16 protein-coding genes and 1 pseudogene are annotated in these 19,628 nt (G+C 58.7%); 5 read left to right on the top strand and 12 right to left on the bottom strand.

All coding sequences use genetic code 11. From position 1 onward, the window contains the following. Positions 1 to 67: 67 nt before the first annotated feature. From ABIA90_RS41865 to ABIA90_RS41855, 3 genes are all read right to left on the bottom strand, one after another. Entirely contained in the window at positions 68 to 1,273 is a 1,206-nt protein-coding gene (locus ABIA90_RS41865; protein WP_354116392.1) for an ABC transporter substrate-binding protein, read from the bottom strand. 128 nt (positions 1,274 to 1,401) lie between these two features. After that, positions 1,402 to 1,932 (bottom strand): nuclear transport factor 2 family protein, encoded by a 531-nt coding sequence (locus tag ABIA90_RS41860; protein ID WP_354116393.1) that lies wholly within the window; start codon positions 1,930 to 1,932, stop codon positions 1,402 to 1,404. A 56-nt stretch (positions 1,933 to 1,988) separates the two neighbouring features. Continuing rightward, positions 1,989 to 2,852 carry a fumarylacetoacetate hydrolase family protein gene (locus tag ABIA90_RS41855; RefSeq protein WP_354116394.1) on the bottom strand — a complete coding sequence of 288 codons (864 nt, stop codon included), beginning with the start codon at positions 2,850 to 2,852 and terminating at the stop codon, positions 1,989 to 1,991. A gap of 408 nt (positions 2,853 to 3,260) precedes the next feature. Between ABIA90_RS41855 and ABIA90_RS41850 the strand changes: the two genes are divergently transcribed. Together ABIA90_RS41850 and ABIA90_RS41845 are read left to right on the top strand one after the other, a co-directional pair. Beyond that, entirely contained in the window at positions 3,261 to 3,959 is a 699-nt protein-coding gene (locus ABIA90_RS41850) for a GntR family transcriptional regulator (protein WP_354116395.1), read from the top strand. An 87-nt stretch (positions 3,960 to 4,046) separates the two neighbouring features. After that, a complete protein-coding gene (locus ABIA90_RS41845) occupies positions 4,047 to 5,684 on the top strand; it encodes a class I adenylate-forming enzyme family protein (protein ID WP_354121707.1) in 1,638 nt (545 codons plus the stop codon). Positions 5,685 to 5,949: 265 nt separating this feature from the next. Here ABIA90_RS41845 and ABIA90_RS41840 read toward each other — a convergent pair whose 3' ends face one another. The 5 genes from ABIA90_RS41840 to ABIA90_RS41820 form a co-directional block, all read right to left on the bottom strand. Beyond that, positions 5,950 to 6,801 (bottom strand): 3-hydroxyacyl-CoA dehydrogenase family protein, encoded by an 852-nt coding sequence (locus tag ABIA90_RS41840; RefSeq protein ID WP_354121706.1) that lies wholly within the window; start codon positions 6,799 to 6,801, stop codon positions 5,950 to 5,952. A gap of 449 nt (positions 6,802 to 7,250) precedes the next feature. Then, entirely contained in the window at positions 7,251 to 9,041 is a 1,791-nt protein-coding gene (locus tag ABIA90_RS41835; RefSeq protein WP_354116397.1) for an acyl-CoA dehydrogenase, read from the bottom strand. An 80-nt stretch (positions 9,042 to 9,121) separates the two neighbouring features. After that, positions 9,122 to 9,904 carry an enoyl-CoA hydratase/isomerase family protein gene (locus ABIA90_RS41830; protein ID WP_354116398.1) on the bottom strand — a complete coding sequence of 261 codons (783 nt, stop codon included), beginning with the start codon at positions 9,902 to 9,904 and terminating at the stop codon, positions 9,122 to 9,124. 16 nt (positions 9,905 to 9,920) lie between these two features. Continuing rightward, positions 9,921 to 11,141, bottom strand: coding sequence for a thiolase family protein (locus tag ABIA90_RS41825; protein ID WP_354116399.1), 1,221 nt, complete (start codon positions 11,139 to 11,141; stop codon positions 9,921 to 9,923). Between the two features lie 135 nt (positions 11,142 to 11,276). Continuing rightward, positions 11,277 to 12,425 (bottom strand): ABC transporter substrate-binding protein, encoded by a 1,149-nt coding sequence (locus tag ABIA90_RS41820; RefSeq protein ID WP_354116406.1) that lies wholly within the window; start codon positions 12,423 to 12,425, stop codon positions 11,277 to 11,279. Between the two features lie 823 nt (positions 12,426 to 13,248). On the opposite strand from ABIA90_RS41820, the gene ABIA90_RS41815 reads away from it, so the two are divergent. Further along, entirely contained in the window at positions 13,249 to 14,094 is an 846-nt protein-coding gene (locus ABIA90_RS41815) for a GntR family transcriptional regulator (protein ID WP_354116400.1), read from the top strand. Positions 14,095 to 14,570: 476 nt separating this feature from the next. Continuing rightward, a complete protein-coding gene (locus ABIA90_RS41810) occupies positions 14,571 to 14,765 on the top strand; it encodes a hypothetical protein (protein WP_354116401.1) in 195 nt (64 codons plus the stop codon). A 323-nt stretch (positions 14,766 to 15,088) separates the two neighbouring features. Here the strand turns inward: ABIA90_RS41810 and ABIA90_RS41805 are convergent. The 4 genes and pseudogenes from ABIA90_RS41805 to madL form a co-directional block, all read right to left on the bottom strand. Continuing rightward, a pseudogene (locus ABIA90_RS41805) lies at positions 15,089 to 15,729 on the bottom strand (efflux RND transporter permease subunit); the annotation flags it as partial. Positions 15,730 to 15,901: 172 nt separating this feature from the next. Continuing rightward, positions 15,902 to 16,588, bottom strand: a complete 687-nt coding sequence (locus ABIA90_RS41800) for a GntR family transcriptional regulator (RefSeq protein WP_354116402.1) — start codon at positions 16,586 to 16,588, stop codon at positions 15,902 to 15,904. Further along, complete coding sequence (gene madM / locus ABIA90_RS41795; protein ID WP_354121705.1) at positions 16,589 to 17,353, bottom strand: malonate transporter subunit MadM; 765 nt, start codon at positions 17,351 to 17,353, stop codon at positions 16,589 to 16,591. Continuing rightward, positions 17,350 to 17,784: a malonate transporter subunit MadL gene (gene madL / locus ABIA90_RS41790; RefSeq protein ID WP_354121704.1), complete on the bottom strand. Its 435-nt coding sequence runs from the start codon at positions 17,782 to 17,784 to the stop codon at positions 17,350 to 17,352. The genes madM and madL overlap by 4 nt, the downstream gene beginning before the upstream one ends. Positions 17,785 to 17,977: 193 nt before the next feature. Between madL and mdcA the strand changes: the two genes are divergently transcribed. Continuing rightward, the gene (gene mdcA, locus ABIA90_RS41785; protein WP_354121703.1) at positions 17,978 to 19,624 is read left to right on the top strand and encodes a malonate decarboxylase subunit alpha; all 1,647 of its coding nucleotides are present in this window, start codon (positions 17,978 to 17,980) and stop codon (positions 19,622 to 19,624) included. The last annotated feature ends 4 nt before the right edge of the window (positions 19,625 to 19,628 follow it).

The following is a 19,628-nucleotide window of genomic DNA, read 5'->3' as shown; positions in this document are numbered from 1 at the left end:
GCAGCCCCGTAGCCGGATGTTTTTCATCATGTGCACGTCACAAAGCGAGCGCGGCCAGCCAACCGCCCTAGTCCATGTTGAGGATAGGGCCGAACCGCAACCAACTCGAACCGTCGAACCGATGCATCTGCATTTGTCTAATCGGATAGTGATTGATGGGCGACGTCGTGAGGGTAATGCCCGGCAACAGAAGCCCGAGCTCAAGATGATCGAGACTTTCTGCCTGCCTCAAGACGTTCGCCCGGGTCAATTCGTCGCCGCATCGTTCGAGCACGTGCACGAGCGCTTGGGCAGACATGAATCCATACGCTAAGAGAGCATTGCTCTTGTTCTCTTGGGGCATGTACGTGGCCAGGAAGGCGAGAAATTCCTTCATGCCCGGATCGTCCGCCCAGTTAGGATCGTCGGGATCCTTGGTGTAGTGCGCAGTCAGAATATCCTTCGAGTTATCGAGCCCAGCGGGCTTGAGCACAGAACCTACTGAAGCCGACGCACTTTGCAGGATATGTACGGGCTTCCAGCCCATCTCGGCAGCCTTCCTGATCGCCATAGCTGCGAATTTAGCTGGAGTAAGATTGGCAAACACTTCGACGCCGGCTGCGCGCATCTCCACGAGGCGCGAATCGATCGTGGGCTCGGTGGACTCGTAGGTCAGTTCGGCAACAATGTTCGATGATGCTTTGCCGAGGCCGTGCTTGAACCCGACAATGTTGTCGCGTCCGAACCCATCATTCGGAAACAGTACGCCGATCTTGGCGTTGGGATAGTTCTCCGCGATGTAGCGGCCGTAAAGGTGAGCCTCGCCCTGGGTGTGCGGCTGAAGGCCCATCGACCAAGGATATTGTACATGATCTCCGAACAGGGTGCCGCCTGCAGCAATAAACAGCTGCGGCACGCGCTTGGCGTTAACATACTTGATGATGGCCAAATTGGTAGGCGTGCCCATCTGGCTGAACAGCAGAAGCACCTCATCGGCCTCAATTAGCTTGCGAACTTGTTCGACCGTTTTCGGAGGGCTATAGGCGTCGTCATAAGAGAGGAATTCGATCTTGCGGCCATTGATTCCGCCCCGCTCATTGATCATCTTGAAATAAGCGGCTTGGATGTGGCCAATGATTGCGTAGGCCGAATTGGGTCCACTGTAGGGATCGGTATTTCCGATCCTGATCGTGGTGTCGCTCGCGCCAGAATCGTATTTCTTTTCAGCACGAGCTATCTGCGCGTTGACAATCATGAGCGCGGCGGCAAGCAGGCTGACAGCCTTGTTTGACATTTCCCACCTCGGGCTTTTTAGGCAGTGCGCGGACTGACGTCGAAGCGCACGCGAATCGCTGCTCAACCACCCCGATCCCCTCTCGTTTCAGATAGCCAAATAGCAAGGCATGCTTCGTCGATGTGAGCTTATTTGAGCCGGGTCACCACTGCAGCGTCACCTTCCGGAAAAGTGATCGTCATCGAGTTATCTGGAATGAAATCGTGATCATTGACGGCGCCGTCTTTGCGGAACATCTCGTATGCGATCTCGCGTTCGATCTTGCCGTCCTTCATCTGGAACACATGGGTCAGCCGCACCGACATGCGGGTTCCAATTGGAAAGGGGACATTAGGCATTTCATCTCCAACTAACGTCGCAACACTAACTTGATCGTCGAACACGAACGTCTCGGTGGCGAAGCGCCGGATCGGAGTAGTCCTGTGGTACACAACAGAACGGAAAATTCCGTGATACGCCTTCAGGATCTCGCTCTTGTCGGTCATCACGATCCCGCGGTTAGGTGCCTCCCAAGTGACCTTGTCGGCGTACAGCGCAATTGCCTCATCGATATGTTCAGGATTTTCGTTGTGAAAATGAGCTTCGACCGCGCGCAAATTCCGCTCGATAATCTGCTCGCGGGTAAGCGCGCTGTCGGGCAGCAATGTCTCGACCTTCATGAGAACACGTCCTGCTTCTGCGGGTCTGCCCATTGGCGTCCTTTCCTTAATGGTGATTATCCGCGGTGGCTTGCATCGACGATTGGATTGGTCACACTGCCCAAGCCTGAGATGCTCACTGTGACGCTATCGCCTGGCCGCATCAGAATTCGGGGATTGCGGCTGTAACCTACTCCATCAGGCGTTCCAGTGAGTAAGACATCGCCCGGCCTCAGAGTGACATGGCGCGATGCAAAAGCGGCAATATCGCCGACGCTGAAGACCATGTCGTCGGTAGTCCCGGATTGCATCGTCTGTCCGTTAACGCGAGTCTCAAGCGTTTGCCCGCGATAGCTATATTCGTCGGCTGTCACCACGACGGAGCCGATCGCACCACTTTTGTCCGGATTCTTGCCCAGGCACCACTGGCCGGTAGACAGCTTGGTCATTTGGACCTGTGATGCCCGCGCGCTAATATCGTTCGCGACGGTGTAACCAAGCATCGAGCGCTCGGCCTTTCTGGCCTCCACATCGATCAGAGTGTCACCGACGATCGCCGCTAACTCCACCTCCCAGTCTAGGCCTTCGGGCTCCGCCCGTGGGACCGGCACCGGCGAGCCGTCGACGACCAATTCTGATGTCCACCGTGCAAAAAGATTCGGGAACTCGGGCGTAGGAAGGTTCGATTCCTTCCCGTGCGCGACATAATTGATCGCAGCACAAATGATCTTGGCGCCGATCGGCACTGGAGGCGCCAAATCGAGTTCGGCAAGAGACATGGTGCCCTTGAATTGTGAACGGGCACGCTCTTTCCATTTGGGAACGTGGTCGTAGAAGCTATCGATGTCAGTCAGAGGCGCGACCTTGTCGTCCACGAGTACGCCCATCGCAATCTTGCGGCGCATCGCTCGGCCTTCAGGATAATATGAAACAAGACGCATTGGTTCTCCCTGGTAGACAGTCGTTGCTCAGCGACCTGACGTGAGTCGGCACTGCTGTCGCGGGCTCTAGCTGAAGGGCGAAAACAATGTTCGCCCGCATGAGCAATCCGATTGCGTCCCGATTATGCGGGCTTGTATCCGTTCCCTACAGTAGTGCTGACCGCAAAGGCGGTCAACATGATTATATATATTTAGAGGTTCGTATATTATACGCTTCTTGGAGGAGCTTCCGAGCCCGCCGCTGATCCGGGGTAAGCCGCTCATCCCACAGCTGAAGGTGATGGAATATGGCAAAATTGCTAAATAGGGATGCCTCGGTCAATGTATGCAATTGGCCAGATTCTATAAACTGGAACCAGACATATGTCTTCCGTTAAGACTTTAGCCGTCGCTGGCGGCAAGAGGACCATGGCCTCCATCCTGACCGAGAGGTTGCGCCAGGATGTGCTGAGTGGGGCCCTCAAAGCCGGCGCCCGACTGACCATGAGGGATTTGGCTGAGCGTTACGATGCGGGTGCCATTCCATTGCGCGAGGCGCTGTCACGCTTGTCATCGACCGGCTTCATCACGGTGGAGGATCAACGTGGATTCAGGGTTGCCGAAATATCGGACGAGGAGGTTGTGGATGTCCAGACACAGCGTGCCGAACTGGAGTGTATCGCGCTGCGCAAGTCGATAGAAACTGGATCTCTTCAATGGGAGATCGATCTCATCTCCTCCTATCATGCACTGCTACATATCCAGTTACGACTCAGCGGCCAACCCTTGGCGAACAATCCGGATTGGGAAGCACAGCACTGCAAATTTCATTTCCATCTTGTTTCCGCGTGCGGGTCGAAATGGCTGCTGCATTTCATTCAAACACTTATTGAACACAGTTCGAGATATAGGCAGGCAGCTTCCATCGTCTTCAGTGCCAACTCCGGAAAACGCGATGTCGGAGCTGAGCACAAGGCCATCGTCGACGCCGCCGTGGCCCGCGATGCGGATTTGGCGTGCGCGCTGTTACGCGCCCATCATAGAACGACCACCGAATATGTAGTGGAGATGATCAGAAAGGCTCAAGACGCCGAAGTTAGCCGCGTTGATAAAGAAGAAAGGCCTTAGGCAATGCAGTGGCTGCTGGAAAAGATGAATGCCTGAGCGCGGGGACGAGTGCTCTCGCGGATGAAACAGTGAAGACGGAAACTCGAGATGCAAGACGGTATTTGGACGGACAACGGCTTGGGCGGAACGCCCCGTGCCGAAATGCATTATGATGGCCGGATGATGCTGTGTTTCCCCGAACGGCCTACCACGCTCGTGGAGATGTTCAACGATCTCGTGCATCGCGTTCCACACAGACCGGCCATCGTCGAGGATCGCGCGATTAGCTATCGCGAGCTGGATCATCTGGTCGGCGCGATCAGCGCCAATCTCGCCGGCCTCGGCATGGCGCGCGGCGACCGCGTCGCATTGTTCCTGGGAAACTGCTGGGAATTCCTGGCCTGCGTGATCGCCTGCAACCGGATCGGCGTCATCGTGGTTCCGATTGGCACGCGTCAGCGACGGGCTGAGCTGACCTTCCTACTGAATGACAGCGACGCCAAGGCACTGGTCTTTGAGAGCGATCTCGTCGATGCCGTTCCGCCGCCGCAAGACGTGCCCTCGCTCACCCACCGGTTTGCTATCCGCGGGGCGGCTGCCGATGCAAGGCCGTTTGCCGATCTGCTTGCCCCGAACGCGTCTACAGCCCGAGCCGCGGACCTGTCGGAAGAAGACGTTGCCATTATCCTCTATACGTCTGGCACCACAGGGCGCACGAAGGGTGCGCAGCTGACGCATCTCGGCATCATCCACTCCGCCCTCACCTTCGCGCGCTGTCATGGATTGGACGAGAGGGACCGCGCGCTGGTTGCTGTCCCGTTGTCGCACATCACCGGGCTGGTCGGGGTCGCGCTCTCGATCATGGTTGTCGGCGGCTGCGTCGTGCTGATGCGTCAGGCGTTCAAGACTTCGGACTTTCTCGCTCTCGCAAGCCGCGAGAAGATCACCTATTCGATCCTCGTTCCGACCATCTATACGCTATGCGTGATGTCGCCGGAGCTCGGGAATCACGATCTGTCTGCCTGGCGGATCGGTTGTTTCGGCGGCGCGCCGATGCCCGTGGCCACAATCGAGATGCTGGCGGTGAAATTGCCTCACCTCCAACTCCTCAACGCTTATGGCGCGACCGAGACGACCTCGCCGGCGACCATCATGCCGGGAACGCAATGGCGCGGACACATCGACAGTGTTGGCATGACCGTTCCATGCGGCCGGATCAAGGTGGTCGACGACGAAGGGATCGAGGTCCCTCGCGGTACGCCAGGCGAGCTGTGGATCGCTGGCCCGATGGTGGTCCCCGGCTATTGGCGGCGGCCCGATGCAAACCAAAGCGAGTTCGTCGACGGCTTCTGGCGTTCGGGTGACATCGGCACGATGGATGCCGAGGGGTTTGTGCGCGTATTCGATCGCAAAAAGGACATGATCAACCGCGGCGGCTTCAAGGTGTTCAGTGCCGAGGTCGAGAACGTGCTCTGCAGTCTCGATGGCGTCCTGGAATGCGCTATCGTTGGTCGTGCCGATCCCGTTCTTGGAGAGCGCGTGCACGCCGAGGTCGTAGTCGCCGAAGGAACCGTGCTCGCGGAATCAACCATCAAGAAATTCTGCGTCGAGCGGCTGTCGGACTACAAGGTGCCGGAAACGATCACGTTGCGTACCCTGCCCCTGCCACGCAACGCGAACGGTAAGATCTTGAAAGGAGAACTGCGGCAGAATGAAGCTGCTAAACCGCCACCGTTGCTGGACTGAACGCTAAGGGTCCGTGATCGAGATGGGAGATCATCCGCGGAGCCCGCTACGTCCCAATGTCCATCTTCGGAAAACGCAATCTTGGCCCGACATGGGTGCCGATTTGGTCGCGCCCGAGCTGCGGTCGCGCCGAGATCGTCATTGAGGCTCAGGACAAAGGCAGTGTCATGCTGCTTGACGGAGGATTTTGCGCCAAGTGGCCATACATGCCGTGCGGCGCTTGAGCCGAGCGCACGCACCTGAACAGACACTAGCATCGAGTTCCCTAGCGACTACCGGACGATCTCCAACCAGGTCTGCCCGCGCCGCCGACCAAACCTGCGCGGACTCGCTGCTTCATCAAGGGACGTGGCCGGAAGCGCTCGCCGTAGGCTTCATGCATAATTTCTTGTGCTTGCAAGCACAGACTCGATGTGGTCGCGTCCATCAGCTCGAAAGGTCCCATCGGATGCCCGAGCCCGAGACGACATACCGTATCGATTTGTTCGGGCGTCGCGACCCCCTCCTCCACGAGGCGGACAGCCTCGATCATGAAGATATGGAGAAGCCGGTTGACCGCAAATCCCGTCACGTCCCTGATCTCAACAGGTGTCTTGCCTGCCTCTGAGCATAGATGCTTTACGAAGTCGAGGGTCTCTGATGACGTGTCGAACGCCGGAATGATCTCAACCAGTTTCATTCGCGACACTGGCGAAAAATAATGAGTGCCGACAAATCGTGACCGGCGCGCCTCCCTAACATGAGTTGCCAGTGCCGAAATCGGGATCGTTGAGGTGTTGGTGGCAAAGATGCAATCGGAGCGGCAGATCTCGTCAAGTTCATGAAAGACATCAGCCTTGACGTCCTCGCGCTCGAAAACCGCCTCTGTGATAAAGTCACACGACACAAAGCGCTCGCGATCGACCGTCGTCTCAATACAGCCGAGAACGGCCTCCTTCTGGCCGGCCTCGTAGAAGCCACGGCCGACCCCCTTCTCATAAAGGCGATCGAGCCGCGCAATGGCGCTGTGAAGGGCTTCTTCCGATCTGTCGTTCAAGAGCACCGACTGCCCGGCACGCGCAAAAATGAAGGCGATTTCTGCCCCCATCAGCCCCGCGCCAACAATACCGATCTTCATTGGAAAGCTCCGCTAATTTTCCGCATTGGTTCGAGATAATGACTGGACGTGCTGAGTTCGCGTATTTGCGCAGCTGCAGCTTGCCCATCTTGCTGCGGTGAACGTCGTTTGGTCCATTCGCAAGCCGCAACGGATATGCGGTTGCATAGACGGCGGCCAATCCAAAATCGCTGCTGGTTACAACTCTCCTGCATCTGGATTGCCAAATCGACGACCTACCAAGTCTTGTTTGGCAGAGCGTCCTCTGCTCATCGCGATCTCTATCTTCGCCAGATCATCCAACGCCGGGCGTGAGCAGGCGCGCTATGCATCATAGTGCGCACTTCCCTGACACGCTCCTGCATCAAGATCAACTCGGGAGCTCCCTTGCCGAACCTAATGCGACTGGCCGTATGCGCAGTGGTTGCTCAGGCGAACTGCCGCGATTTCCGACATGCGTGCTTCCTCGCTCAAAACCACTGGGGTTGCATCAACAACGTCGTCTCGTCGAGGCTGTCGAGCAACGCCCGCTGGGTTCGGGCCTTTGGCAGTTCGTAAGAAAAGAAGAACTGGCAGGTTGTGATTTTACCTCGAAGGAAATCTGGATCGCCTTTGCCCGATTCCAACATCCGAACCGCGGTAACGGCTTGCGTCAACCACATCCATGCGACCACGATATGGCCCATCATGTCGAGGTAGACTGTTGCATTGGCAAGGGCGAGTCTTGGTTGGTCAGAGAGGATAGCAACGAGAGTTTCTGTCGTCGCGACCAATTCCGACAAATGGTCCGTCAGGACTTCTGCGTGGGAGCGAAGCGCCCCGATCTCCCTGGCTCTGCCAGCATCCGCCAAAATGCGGGCCACCAGGATCTTCAGCGCACTGCCGCCAGCCTGGATGACCTTCCGGCCAAGCAAGTCAAGCGCTTGCATGCCGTGCGTACCTTCGTGGATCGGGTTGAGACGATTGTCCCGATAGAGCCGCTCAACCGGGTAATCGCGCGCGTACCCATAACCGCCGAGTACCTGAATCGCATGCTTGTTGGCCTCCAGGCAAAACTCAGATGGCCAGGATTTTGCTAGCGGCGTCAACAGATCAAGCAGCAATTCGTCGTCGCGACGCTCAATTTCATCCGTGCCGGTACGGATCCGATCGACGAGCCTTGCAGCGTAGAGCAATAGCCCCAAAGCTCCCTGAACCGCAGCTTTTTGCATTAGGAGCAATCGCTTGATATCGGCATGCTCGATTATTGGGACTTGAGGAAGTGCGGCATTCTTACCGTCCGGATGGCGACCCTGAGCTCGTTCACGCGCGTAAGCGAGTGACACGCTGTAGCCGGCGGCTCCCAAGGCCGTGGCGCCAAGGCCAACGGCGATGCGTGCCTCATTCATCATCTGGAACATGTATGCGAGGCCCTTATTGGCCTCGCCTATCAGATAGCCGATGCACGGCGCATCTTCGCCGAAATGGAGCAACGTATTGGTTGTACCTCGATACCCCATCTTGTGATTGAGGCCAGCGAGCGCTATGCCGTTGCGACCGCCGAGCTTGCCATCGCTGGAAATAAGATACTTGGGAGCGATGAAGAGTGAAATTCCCTTCACGCCGGGCGGGCTCCCAGGAATTCTCGCCAGCACCATGTGAACGATGTTCTCGGAAATGTCCTGATCTCCACCTGATATCCACATCTTGCGGCCGTAAATGTGAAAATGACCGTCGGGTTGCGGTTCGGCGCGGGTTGTAATGTCCGACAGTGAAGAACCTGCCTGCGGCTCCGACAGGCACATCGTTCCGAAGAAGCGGCCTTCGACCATTGGTTTGAGGAAAGTATTCTTCTGTTCGGGCGAGCCGAACGCGGCGAGGAGGTTGGCTGCCGCGATGGTCAAGAGAGGATAGCCAGCCGTACTAATGTTTGCCGCTGAGAAGATATAAGCGCAGGCGCTGCGGACCGTCTCCGGCATTTGGGCCCCGCCCCATTCATTTTCGAAGCCGGCACCGAAAAATCCTGCATCCCTGTATGCAGCGAGCGCCTTGCCAACGCCAGCGCCCATCAGCACTCGGCCATCGACGAAGCGCGGCTCGTTCTCGTCGAGGTCAGCCGCGTGGGGCAGAAAATGTTCGACGGCAATACGTTCTGCCGAATCGAGCGCCGCTTCAATGCTCGGTCGATCGTAGTCGGCGTATCGCTGTGTCGCCTGCAGGTCATCTACGTGGAGCAGATCGAAGAGCTGGAACGCTAGATCGCGCCGATCGATAGTAATCAAGAGTGTCGCTCCAGGGTAAGAACTTGCCAACTCCCTCCGCGGTCTACGTCTATTTGGTGGGAGCGCGATGACATCGGTTGCTAACTTCCAGTGAACACTGGTGTCCTCTTCTCGAGAAAAGCTCTGGCGCCCTCTTCCTTGTCTTTCGTCGAGTAGCACAAGGCGAAGGCCTTGATTTCAGCCTGACAGGCCGCCTCTGTATCGGCGTCGACAGCAACCTTGAGCGAGGACTTCAGCTGCGCCAGCGCAAACGGTGAATGCGCGGCCAGCTTTAGGGCCAGCTCTTGAGCCGCGTCTGGCAAGTTTTCAGGTTCATGCATCGAGGCAATCAGACCCAGCTCAAGCGCACGCGAGGCCGATATGGGATCCCCTGTCATCGCGAGCAAGCGTGCAACCGACGCGCCGACCAACTTGGTTAGGCGTACCGTACCGCCGCCACCGGGAAGAATGCCAAGCTTGACTTCTGGCAGGCCAAACTGTGCCTTGCTCGATGCGATCCGAATATCACAAGCGAGAGCGAGTTCGAGACCTCCTCCCAAGCAGAAACCGTTGACCACGGCGACTACGGGTTTGGGACATTCCACCAAGGCGTCGGTGACGTGCTTGATCCGTGCCGCAATTGCGAGAGCATCCGCGGGAGAGGCGCCTACGAACTCGGAAATGTCGGCGCCTGCAATGAAAGCACGATCGCCCTCACCCGTTAGCTGCAAGACCCGCACCGCAGAATCAGATGACAGTTCGTTGATGGCGTCGAGCAACTGCTTCAAGACCGCTGCATTCAGGGCGTTGAGTGCTTTTGGTCTCCGCACTACGATCGTGCCTACAACGCCGTTGATCTGGGAAGTTACCAGTTTTTGAGTCACGATTGATTTCCTCCCGTTACGCGATCCGTTCGATCAGGACGGAAAGGCCCTGACCACCGCCCATACAGAGCGTCAGGACGGCACGATGGCCGTTGACGTCCTCGAGATGTTGTAGTGCGGTGATCGCCATCCGCACGCCCGTCGCGCCGGGTGGATGGCCGATTGAAATGCCGCCGCCATAAAGATTGGTAGCATCGCGCGGAACTCCGAGTTGTGCTTCCGCATGCAAGTTCACCGAAGCAAATGCTTCATTGACCTCAAAATAGTCGATGTCAGAAATCTTCAGGTTCTGGCGCTCAAGCAACTTACGTGTAGCGGGCACGGGACCACATCCCATTATGCGAGGCGGGACGCCGGCAATCGCGTAGTCAACGATTCTCGCGCGTGGTCGCACCCCCGCAGCTTCAGCTGCACCGCGCTGGGCAACTACGATGAACGCCGCTCCATCCGTCACACCACTGGAATTGGCCGGCGTGACCCTTCCTCCTTCGCGAAACACGGGCTTCATGGACGCAATCTTTTCCGGCGCGATCGTCGGTCGCGGAAACTCGTCCTTGTCGAAGGAACGCTTCGCCCTGCCGTCTGGCACATCAATCGGAGCGATCTGCCGGGCGAGAAAACCGCTGTCCGCCGCTGCTCCGGCTCGCCTTTGGCTGGTCAAAGCGAATTCGTCCATCGCCTCACGCGTGTACTGGTAGTCCTCGGCAAGGTTCTCCGCGGTCTCGCCCATGAGCTCCAGGCTCAGGGGGTCGCGATAGGTCCAATCTAGCGCGTCGATCATGATCTGCGGACCCCGCTTGACGCCCCAGCGAGCACCAGTGACAATGTAGGGTGCGCGCGAAAAGTTCTCGCCGCCGCCGGCCAGGGCCAGTTGTGAATGACCGCTGGCAATGTGTTCGGCAGCCGAAATGATGGCCTGAAGACCGGATCCGCAGGCGCGATTGACATTCATTGCCGTAGAAACGTCGGACAGTCCGGCCTTCAGAGCTATTGCGCGCGCCGCAAGGTAGCCCTCCTGGTCTACCGGAAGCACATTCCCCCAGACGAGGTGATCGATGCGCTCGGCGGCAAGTCCGCCGCGCTCCATTGTGGCACGCGCTGCATGCGCACCAAGTTCGATAAGCGGCACATCGCGGAGCGATTTCCCAAAATCACCGAACGGCGTACGCATGCCGCTCGCGATAACGATCTCAGTCATGACTGCTACCACCTTATTTCGCTTAATGCCGTTCTTCATGTCCTTAGGGCTACTGCATCGGTTTGCGAAGTCTCACCATGCTGCCCCGTTTGTTGCCGTACTCGGCATCTTTTCGGACGTAGATACCATGACCTGCTGTTCTTGCCATGATGACGGGAATGAGCGATCAGCAAACTACTTCTTGAGCAGGGGACAGCGCGACGCTTCCAGCGGCTGGAATGCCTTATCGCCGGGGACGGTCGCCATCAGCTTGTAGTAGTCCCAGCGCCCTTTTGATTCCGAAGGCTGTTTCACTTCGAATAGATACATGTCGTGAATCATCCGGCCGTCTTCGCGGATCTTGCCGTTCTTGGCGAACATGTCATTGATGGGTGCTTCCTTCATCGCCTTCATGACCGCGGCGGTCTCTGTGGTCCCGGCCGCCTTCACTGCCTTCAGGTAGTGACCGACGGCCGAGTAAAGAGCGGCCTGGACGGAAGTCGGCACGCGGTTGGTGTGCTCCTGGAAACGCTTTGTGAAGGCGCGGGTTTCATCGTTTAGGTCCCAGTACCATGATTCAGCGAGGAGCAAGCCTTGCGCGGTCTGGAGGCCCACACTGTCGATGTCGGAGACAAAAGCGAGCAGCGGTGACAGCTTCTGTCCACCAGTACGAGTAAGACCGAATTCGGCCGCTTGCTTTATCCCAGTGATCGTGTCACCGCCCGCGTTGGCGAGACCTACAACCTTGGCCTTAGAGGCTTGTGCCTGCAGCAGGAAGGACGAGAAGTCCGACGTGTTGAGGGGGTGCTTCACGCTGCCGAGAACCCTACCGCCAGATTTGATCACAACATTGGAAGTATCGCGCTCGAGATCCTGGCCGAAAGCATAGTCGACGGTGAGAAAGAACCAAGTATCGAGTCCTTGTCTTACCGTGGCAAGGCCCGTGACGTTGGCCTGACCATAGGTGTCGAACGTATAGTGGATAGTATATGGACCACAGGCCTCATTCGTTAAACGAACCGAGCCTGGGCTAGTGAGTATGATGATCTTGCCGCGGGCTTTTGCAATCTCATTCGCCGCAAGCGCGGTCGCTGAGGCCGCAACATCAATGATTGCCTCAACACCTTGATTGTCGAGCATGTCGCGCGCGATATTTGCCGCCTGGTCAGCCTTGTTGAGGTGATCGGCTGCGACGATTTGGATCTTCCGACCGAGCACCTCACCGCCGAAATCCTCAGCCGCCATCTTGGCCGCAGTTTCGCTACCTATTCCGGTAATGTCGGCATAAAGGCCGGACATATCGAGGATTGCCCCCAACTTCAGCGGAGGCTTGTCTTGCGCCATTGCGGCGCCGGTCTCATCAATCAGCAGAAGAGCTAGCAGAACCGCAAGAACCCGCCTCGCCTGGATTCGTGAAACAATAACGAAGTCCGCCATACGAATTATCATAGCAATAAGCTTCATGAGTGCCCCCCTAACAGTGCTTGTGTCCGTTTTTCGGCTTTCTTGTCTTTTTCCTCAGACCCAGCCGAACACAGACTGGCACTTGTTCAGATCGTCACATCTGCTCTGCGATCGTGTGCATCAACTGCGGGCTCGACGGATCATGTAGTTGCCATAGGTAGCATCGCAGATTTGATGCCGCTGATACTGTCGTTGCGGAAGGCAACCATCGATAGGTAGTTCGTCTTTGGCCTTGGGTTCTTTGACGAGATTTCAGCGAAGAGCTCATGGAAGAATTAGTGAGTGGCCAGCAGATCGAGGCGGACTGCGGGATGGCCAGCGCGCATGCACGCCCTTGTGTCGGAAGATGCTGTCCCGGCGAAGCTCTCTTGCGACCTGTCGCGACCGCGACAGATCGTGGCGAGAACGGCGAAGTTGTTGGCGTTCGAAAATCCAGCCCCCGGCAAAGGCAGGGTCCGCCCAAAGGCCGCGACACTGCAATGCGTGATCGCCTACGTACCGGAATGATGGAAGCGTTTGCCCGGCCAGGCACGTAACATCGCCTAGACTGGCCAGAGTTCCAGCGCCCGGCAATCTTTCCATCTGCGTGCGGGACCGCCTCAGTGCGCCGAACTTTTTAGCCCAAAGGACTGTTTCGATTGAATGTTTCACAAACGTCCACGCTGTCAGCGAATGTTCCCTCACTGAACTATTGGATTGATTGTTGAACACTTATACATATACAAAATTGATAATCAATATGCGCAGATTGAAAATCTTGGAGATGAATGATCTTGGCCGAGCCTGCCGTTACATTGGCCGCGACATCTCCGCATCGAAAGGATTGAGGACAAACATGCCGAAAACCATTGCATCTGCGAACGCAGAACCGGCGATGGCAATTGATAGTGCGCCCCGAAAGCGCGCGGTGAGCGCCGCTTACGAACTGTTTCGAGAGATAATCCGCGGGCTCTATGAAGGCCGCTACGTTCCGGGCCAGCGTTTGGTCGAAGCCGACCTCATCCGCGACCATGGCGTCAGCCGCTTTGTAGTGCGCGAAGCACTGAAGATGCTCATGAACGAGGGCGTGGTGTCGATTGGATTTAACCGTGGCGCACAGATTCCGCGCCTCACTCGCATCGAAGCGCGCGATTCCCTCACCGTGATGCAGTGGTTGTTCGCGCTCGCGGCGAGAAGCGCAGCAGAGCGCATTGATCTTGGCAATGATCGCGAGACTTTGGTGGCGAGTACGAATGCGTTACTCGCCTTCGCACATGACAGTGACTTCTTTGAATTCGGCCGTGCATGCAGCAACTTCTTTCGCACAATCACCAAGCTCGGCGGCAACAAGGAATTGCACCGGCTGCTTCCGACGCTGCAGATCCACATCGTCCGCGCGCAATTTCGCACTTTTCCGAATGCAACGGAAAACCACCGACTCACAAGCTTCAAAACAATGTCGGATGCGATCTTGTCGGGCGATCCGGACGCTGCAGAAGCAGCGGTCCGCCGACATTTCGTCGACCTGGCAGACGATATCGCGGCGCTTCCGGACCGGGCTTTTCGATAGGGTCAACAAGCATGCCATCCCGCAACGCTTGAAGCCCTTCGGCTTTCGGTCCGCATTACTTTTTGCGAGCATTGAGTTTAGCGAAGACATCCGCTGCTCTATGCTCCGTCGACAAAGCTTAGACTTGCATGGCTTGTCGGTTAGCTGCCGGTCTGAAAATGCAGCGTGCTTGCTCGATAGGCTCGACGGGAAAACGCTATCGATGACCAGGAATGGAAGGACAGAAGCCGCACGCGCCAACAATCGCGACATCTGACAACGATATCCCATTCGTTCCTGTGTCTCCTGACCGCTAGTGTTCGGAATCAAGGCCAACAGCAAGAGCAGGATATCTTCGCCGATCTCGTGCTCGCATCTTTACCATCCACATCTTGCGCCCATTGATGCGGTACCAGGGGCCCAATGCCCCGTCAGGCAGAGTCACGATATAGGAAAGGTTGGAGCCGGTCGCGGCTCGCTCAGATGGGTTGGCGATAGTGAGCAGCGAGCAGGCTCTCAGGGCGATGCTCGCCGAGCTGAAGAAGCTGTTGGCAGCCATTTCCACCGTGCAGGGGAAGTTGACTGTCCAACGAGATCGTTGGCGCAAGGCGTTCGACTGCGGTCGCCGCGCGGTCAACGCCAGGACGTTCGGCGATCGGCTTGCCGTGATGACGCCCGAGGCACCGAAATAAACTTGGGGCCCAGGAAGACGTCGAGCTGGGCGCATGATAGAGGGGCAGCGCGTGCAGCACGTTCTCGTCAGCATCCATGTCGCCATCGATGATGGTGGCCACCTCGGTTGAGACTGAAAGTTCACCAGATGTCCCCCTCTCAATCGCGATTTCTCGTAGTAAAGTGAGTTGATGCCCAGCGTAGCGAAAGCACCGTGGCGACGCGGCCTCTCGACGATAGGTCAGGATTGGCGACCTCATCTGACCTTGGCACGGCCGGTGATGGATTGGAGTAAAACAAATCCTGATCAAAGAGTTATGACTCGCGCGTGCGCGCGGCGGTTCTAACTTTCCTTCGGTTTTGTTCTCATGCAGTCGCCCCCGCCGAGCTGCTGAAAAGAACACTTGGCCATCGGCGCCTGTACTGGGTCCACCGGATCAATGGGTTGCTCGATTCGGAACCAGGCGACGTAAAGCGCCGGAAGGAATATCAGGGTGAGAACCGTGCCGACGATGATGCCGCCCATCATGGCATAGGCCATCGGCCCCCAAAACACCTCCCGGGCTATCGGGATCAGTGCGAGGCTTGCCGCAGCCGCAGTCAGCATGATCGGACGCATTCGGTGCTCGGTTGCCTCTACCACAGCCTCCCAAGGCGCCCGGCCTTCCTCGCGCAAACGTTCGATCTGCACGACGGGAATCACGGGGTTGCGGATCAATTGCCGATCAGTGCCAACACACCGAGAATCGCTACGAAGCCTAAAGGTGCTCCACTCGGCAGCAGCGCGGCGACCACGCCGATCAGCGCGAGAGGCGCCACTGCGAACACGAGGAAGAGACGCTGGAAGCTCTGCAGCTGCAGCATCAGGATTGTCGCCATGCTTAGCAACATCAGCGGTACCACCGCCACAATTAGCGCCTGGCTCTTGGCGCTGTCCTCGACACTGCCGCCAACGGCGACAGAATAGCCCGGCGGCAACCTTGAGATTGATCACTGATCAGTGCATACGCCGCCAGCGACCGAGATCAGCTGCCGAGAGTCGACCCCTCATTCGGATTGAGGAAGGCGCATCCCAGTCACGCGCCCTTTACCGAGCTGCGATTCCCGTAGTCGCTGGAGACCATCGGTCTATTGGCTTGGCCTCGCGATGAGAGTTTCAATCGAGGCGGTCGTCGATGTAACGTCTCAACGCGGCGGCGGCGTTCAACATGTGCGCACGCATCCTGCGTGAGGCCGTCTCGCCGTCGCCTTCGGCGATCGCCTGCATGATGGCATCATGCTCTTCGCGAGACTTGCGGATGCGATCACCCTGCCGCAATTGGGTGCGGCGGAAGGCGCTGAGCCGCGAGCGGACGTCCTGCGCCTGCTCGGCCAGAAAGGAGTTGTGCGTCGCGCGGTAGATGCCTTCGTGGAATTGCCGGTTGAAGGCGTCGTAGGCATCGACGTCATTGGCCTCGACCATCTTCAGCGAGGCGTCATGCAGCTCGATCAAATGGCTGCGCTCGAGCGGGGTCATCCGATAGGTCGCAAGCCTGACGCACATCGCTTCGACCTCGGCGCTGGTCTCGAACATGTCCATGATCCGCTCCGGCGTCATCCGCGCAACGACGAGGCCGCGGCGGCCGCGCACCTCGACGAGGCCGCTGACCACGAGTTGGCGAAGCGCCTCCCGCACCGGCGTGCGGGAAGCGCCGAAAAGATCGGCGAGTTGCTGCTCTTCCAGGGCCGAACCGGCGACGCGCGCGCCTGAGGCGATCTCGTCGGTCAGCGCGTTCCGGATGCGATCGGACAGCAGTCCCGCATCGTCTTCCGGATCAGTTGCGACCTTGAGCAAACCCGCCATTTAGCCTCCTGTGATCGCACGCACCGCAAAGTAGAGGATGGATGGTGCGACCAGGCATCCTAATCCCGTATGGAACGTCGCAGTCAACGCCCCGTAAGGCACCAGTCGCCGGTCGGTCGCGGCAAGGCCTCCGGAAACACCGCTGACTGTCCCCATCAATCCACCGAACACCATGGCGCTGCGCGGATTATCGAGGCCGATCATTTTCGCCACGAAGGGCGTGCCGATCATCACGATCACCGCCTTGAACACACCGGTCGCGATCGAAAGCGCAATGACCGGCGAGGATGCACCGATTGCCGCGCCCGTGACCGGCCCCACGATGTAGGTGACCGCACCGGCACCGATCGTCGTCAATGATTCGGCATCAGTGTAGCCAAACGCCGCGGCAACGAACACGCCGAGAATGAACGGGACCACCGTTCCCAACCCGAGTGCGACCGCACCGATCAGTCCGGCCTTGCGCGCATGGACGACATCGACCTCGAAAGCCGTGGCGACGATGGCAAAGTCCCGCAGCATCGCACCTCCCATCAGGCCGATCCCGGTCAGCGCCGGCAGATCGGCGACGCCCTTTTCACCGCCGGTGGCGATGCCGCCGAAAAAGGCCAGCAGGAGACCCAGCATGATCGCGATCGCCGAGCCGTGAATGCGTCCGAAGGTGAGGTATTTCGAGATCGCGCCGGAGATCCACATCAGGATTCCGACCGCGGCGAAGGCGGTGATCAGCGAATTCGCGGCGAGAACGTGAGATATCATGGTCATCCGATCCTCCCGGACTTGAAGTGAGGCACGCTCGCCTCGAGCGCCTCTCGGGCCTCGATCTCGTCCATGGTCTCGACGGGGCCACTGAACCGGCCGATCAAAGCCACCATCGCGAAACACACCGCGACTGCGCCGGCGCCCGCAATGACGACGACCGGACCGCCTTTCGCCGCGGCGACGACGTTCTGCTGCGCGGCCATGGCGACCACGATCGGAATGTAGAAGCTGCCCCAGAACTCGACGCCGGTCTTGAGCCCGTGGCTGAGCAGGCCATGTCGCAGCAGCCAGAGCCGGGCTGCGATCAGGAACATCATCGCAATGCCGACGCCGCCGACATTGGCCTTCACACCGAGGGCGACGCCGAGCAGGTCGCCAAGCAGGCCCCCCAGCAGCGTGCAGATCGCGAGAAGCGCTACGCCGGAAATGGTCACGGGCGCCTCCCCTCTGCGAGCGGAGCACGATCGCCAGGACCTGGACTATCTGCATGCATTCGCATCGTAAATTCCCTCCTGTGTATGCGAATATCCATCGTTTATGGGTTTGTGTATACGCCAATTGACTTTTGAAGGAAATGCAAATACATTAGGCCAATCGATAGCCAACTCCGCATGCCAAGGAGCCGAAATGAGCGATTGGGGTATGCAAAAGGCCGCCCTCGGCGAGCGCCTGGCGGCCGGCCGACAGCATGCCAGGGGAAAGGTCGTCCTGATCCCGAGCCTGGGCGCGTTTCTCAAGGCGGTGATCAGGTCAGGCGACCGGGTGTGCCTGGAGGGCGACAATCAGAAGCAGGCCGACATGCTTGCTTCGGCGCTTGCCAACCTCGACCCCCATGACGTGCACGACCTGCACATGGTGCAATCGGGCGTGGTGCTGCCGTCCCACCTCGACATCTTCGAGAAGGGCATCGCGCGGCGACTCGACTTCTCCTATTCGGGCCCGCAGGCGGCGCGCATCGCGAAGATGCTGTTCGGCCGCAAGATCGAGCTCGGGGCGGTTCACACCTATCTCGAGCTGTTCGCGCGCTATTTCATCGACCTCACGCCGAACGTCGCCCTGATCGCGGCGGTCAGCGCCGACAAGGACGGCAACCTCTATACCGGGCCGAACACCGAGGACACGCCGACCGTCGTCGAGGCGACGAGCTACAAGAACGGCCTCGTCGTGGCCCAGGTCACCGAGATCGTCGACAAGGTGCCGCGCGTCGACATCCCCGGCGACCTCGTGCATTTCGTGGTCGAGGCCGGCCGTCCCTTCTATGTCGAGCCGCTGTTCACGCGCGATCCCGCCGCCATTACCGAGACCCAGATCCTCACGGCGATGCTGGCGATCAAGGGCATCTACGCGCCCTACGGCGTGCGCCGGCTCAATCACGGCATCGGTTTCAATACGGCCGCGATCGAGCTGCTGCTGCCGACCTATGGCGAGAAGCTCGGCCTCAAGGGCAAGGTCTGCACGCACTTTGCGCTCAATCCACATCCGACGATGATTCCGGCGATCGAAGCCGGCTGGGTCGAGCAGATCCATTGCTTCGGATCGGAAGTCGGCATGGAGGATTACGTCGCGGCGCGTTCCGATGTCTTCTTCACCGGGCCCGACGGCTCGCTGCGATCGAACCGCGCCTTCTGCCAGACGGCGGGCCTCTATGCCTGCGACATGTTCATCGGATCGACGCTGCAGATCGATCTCGAAGGCCACAGCTCGACGGTGACGACCAGCCGCATCGCCGGCTTCGGCGGCGCGCCCAACATGGGCTCCGATCCGCGCGGCCGTCGTCATCCGAGCGAGCCCTGGCTCAAGGCCGGCGCGGAAGCCGACCCCGACTCCGATGCAGCGCTGCGCCGCGGCCGCAAGCTGGTGGTGCAGATCGGCGAGACCTTTGGCGATCGCAACGCGCCTTTGTTCGTCGAGCGGCTCGATGCGCTCGATCTGGCGCAGGAGCTCAAGCTCGATCTTGCGCCGGTGATGGTCTACTCGGACGACGTCACCCACATCGTCACCGAGGAAGGCATCGCCAACCTCCTGATGTGCCGGAGCAAGGACGAGCGCGAGCAGGCGATCAGGGGTGTTGCCGGATACACCGAGATCGGCCGCGGGCGTGACGCGAAACTGGTCGAGCAGCTCAGGCAGCGCGGCGTGATCCGGCGCCCCGAGGACCTCGGTATCGATCCACTCGATGCCGACCGGCGGCTGCTCGCGGCCCGTTCGATCAAGGATCTCATGTTGGCCTCCGGTGGCCTCTACCGTCCGCCCAGCCGCTTCCGCAATTGGTGAGGAG

Origin of the sequence: Bradyrhizobium sp. LA6.8 (assembly GCF_040547935.1) — a bacterium.
In the GTDB taxonomy this organism is placed as follows: Bacteria; Pseudomonadota; Alphaproteobacteria; order Rhizobiales; family Xanthobacteraceae; genus Bradyrhizobium; species Bradyrhizobium barranii.
This window is presented reverse-complemented; position numbering and strand designations above follow the sequence as displayed.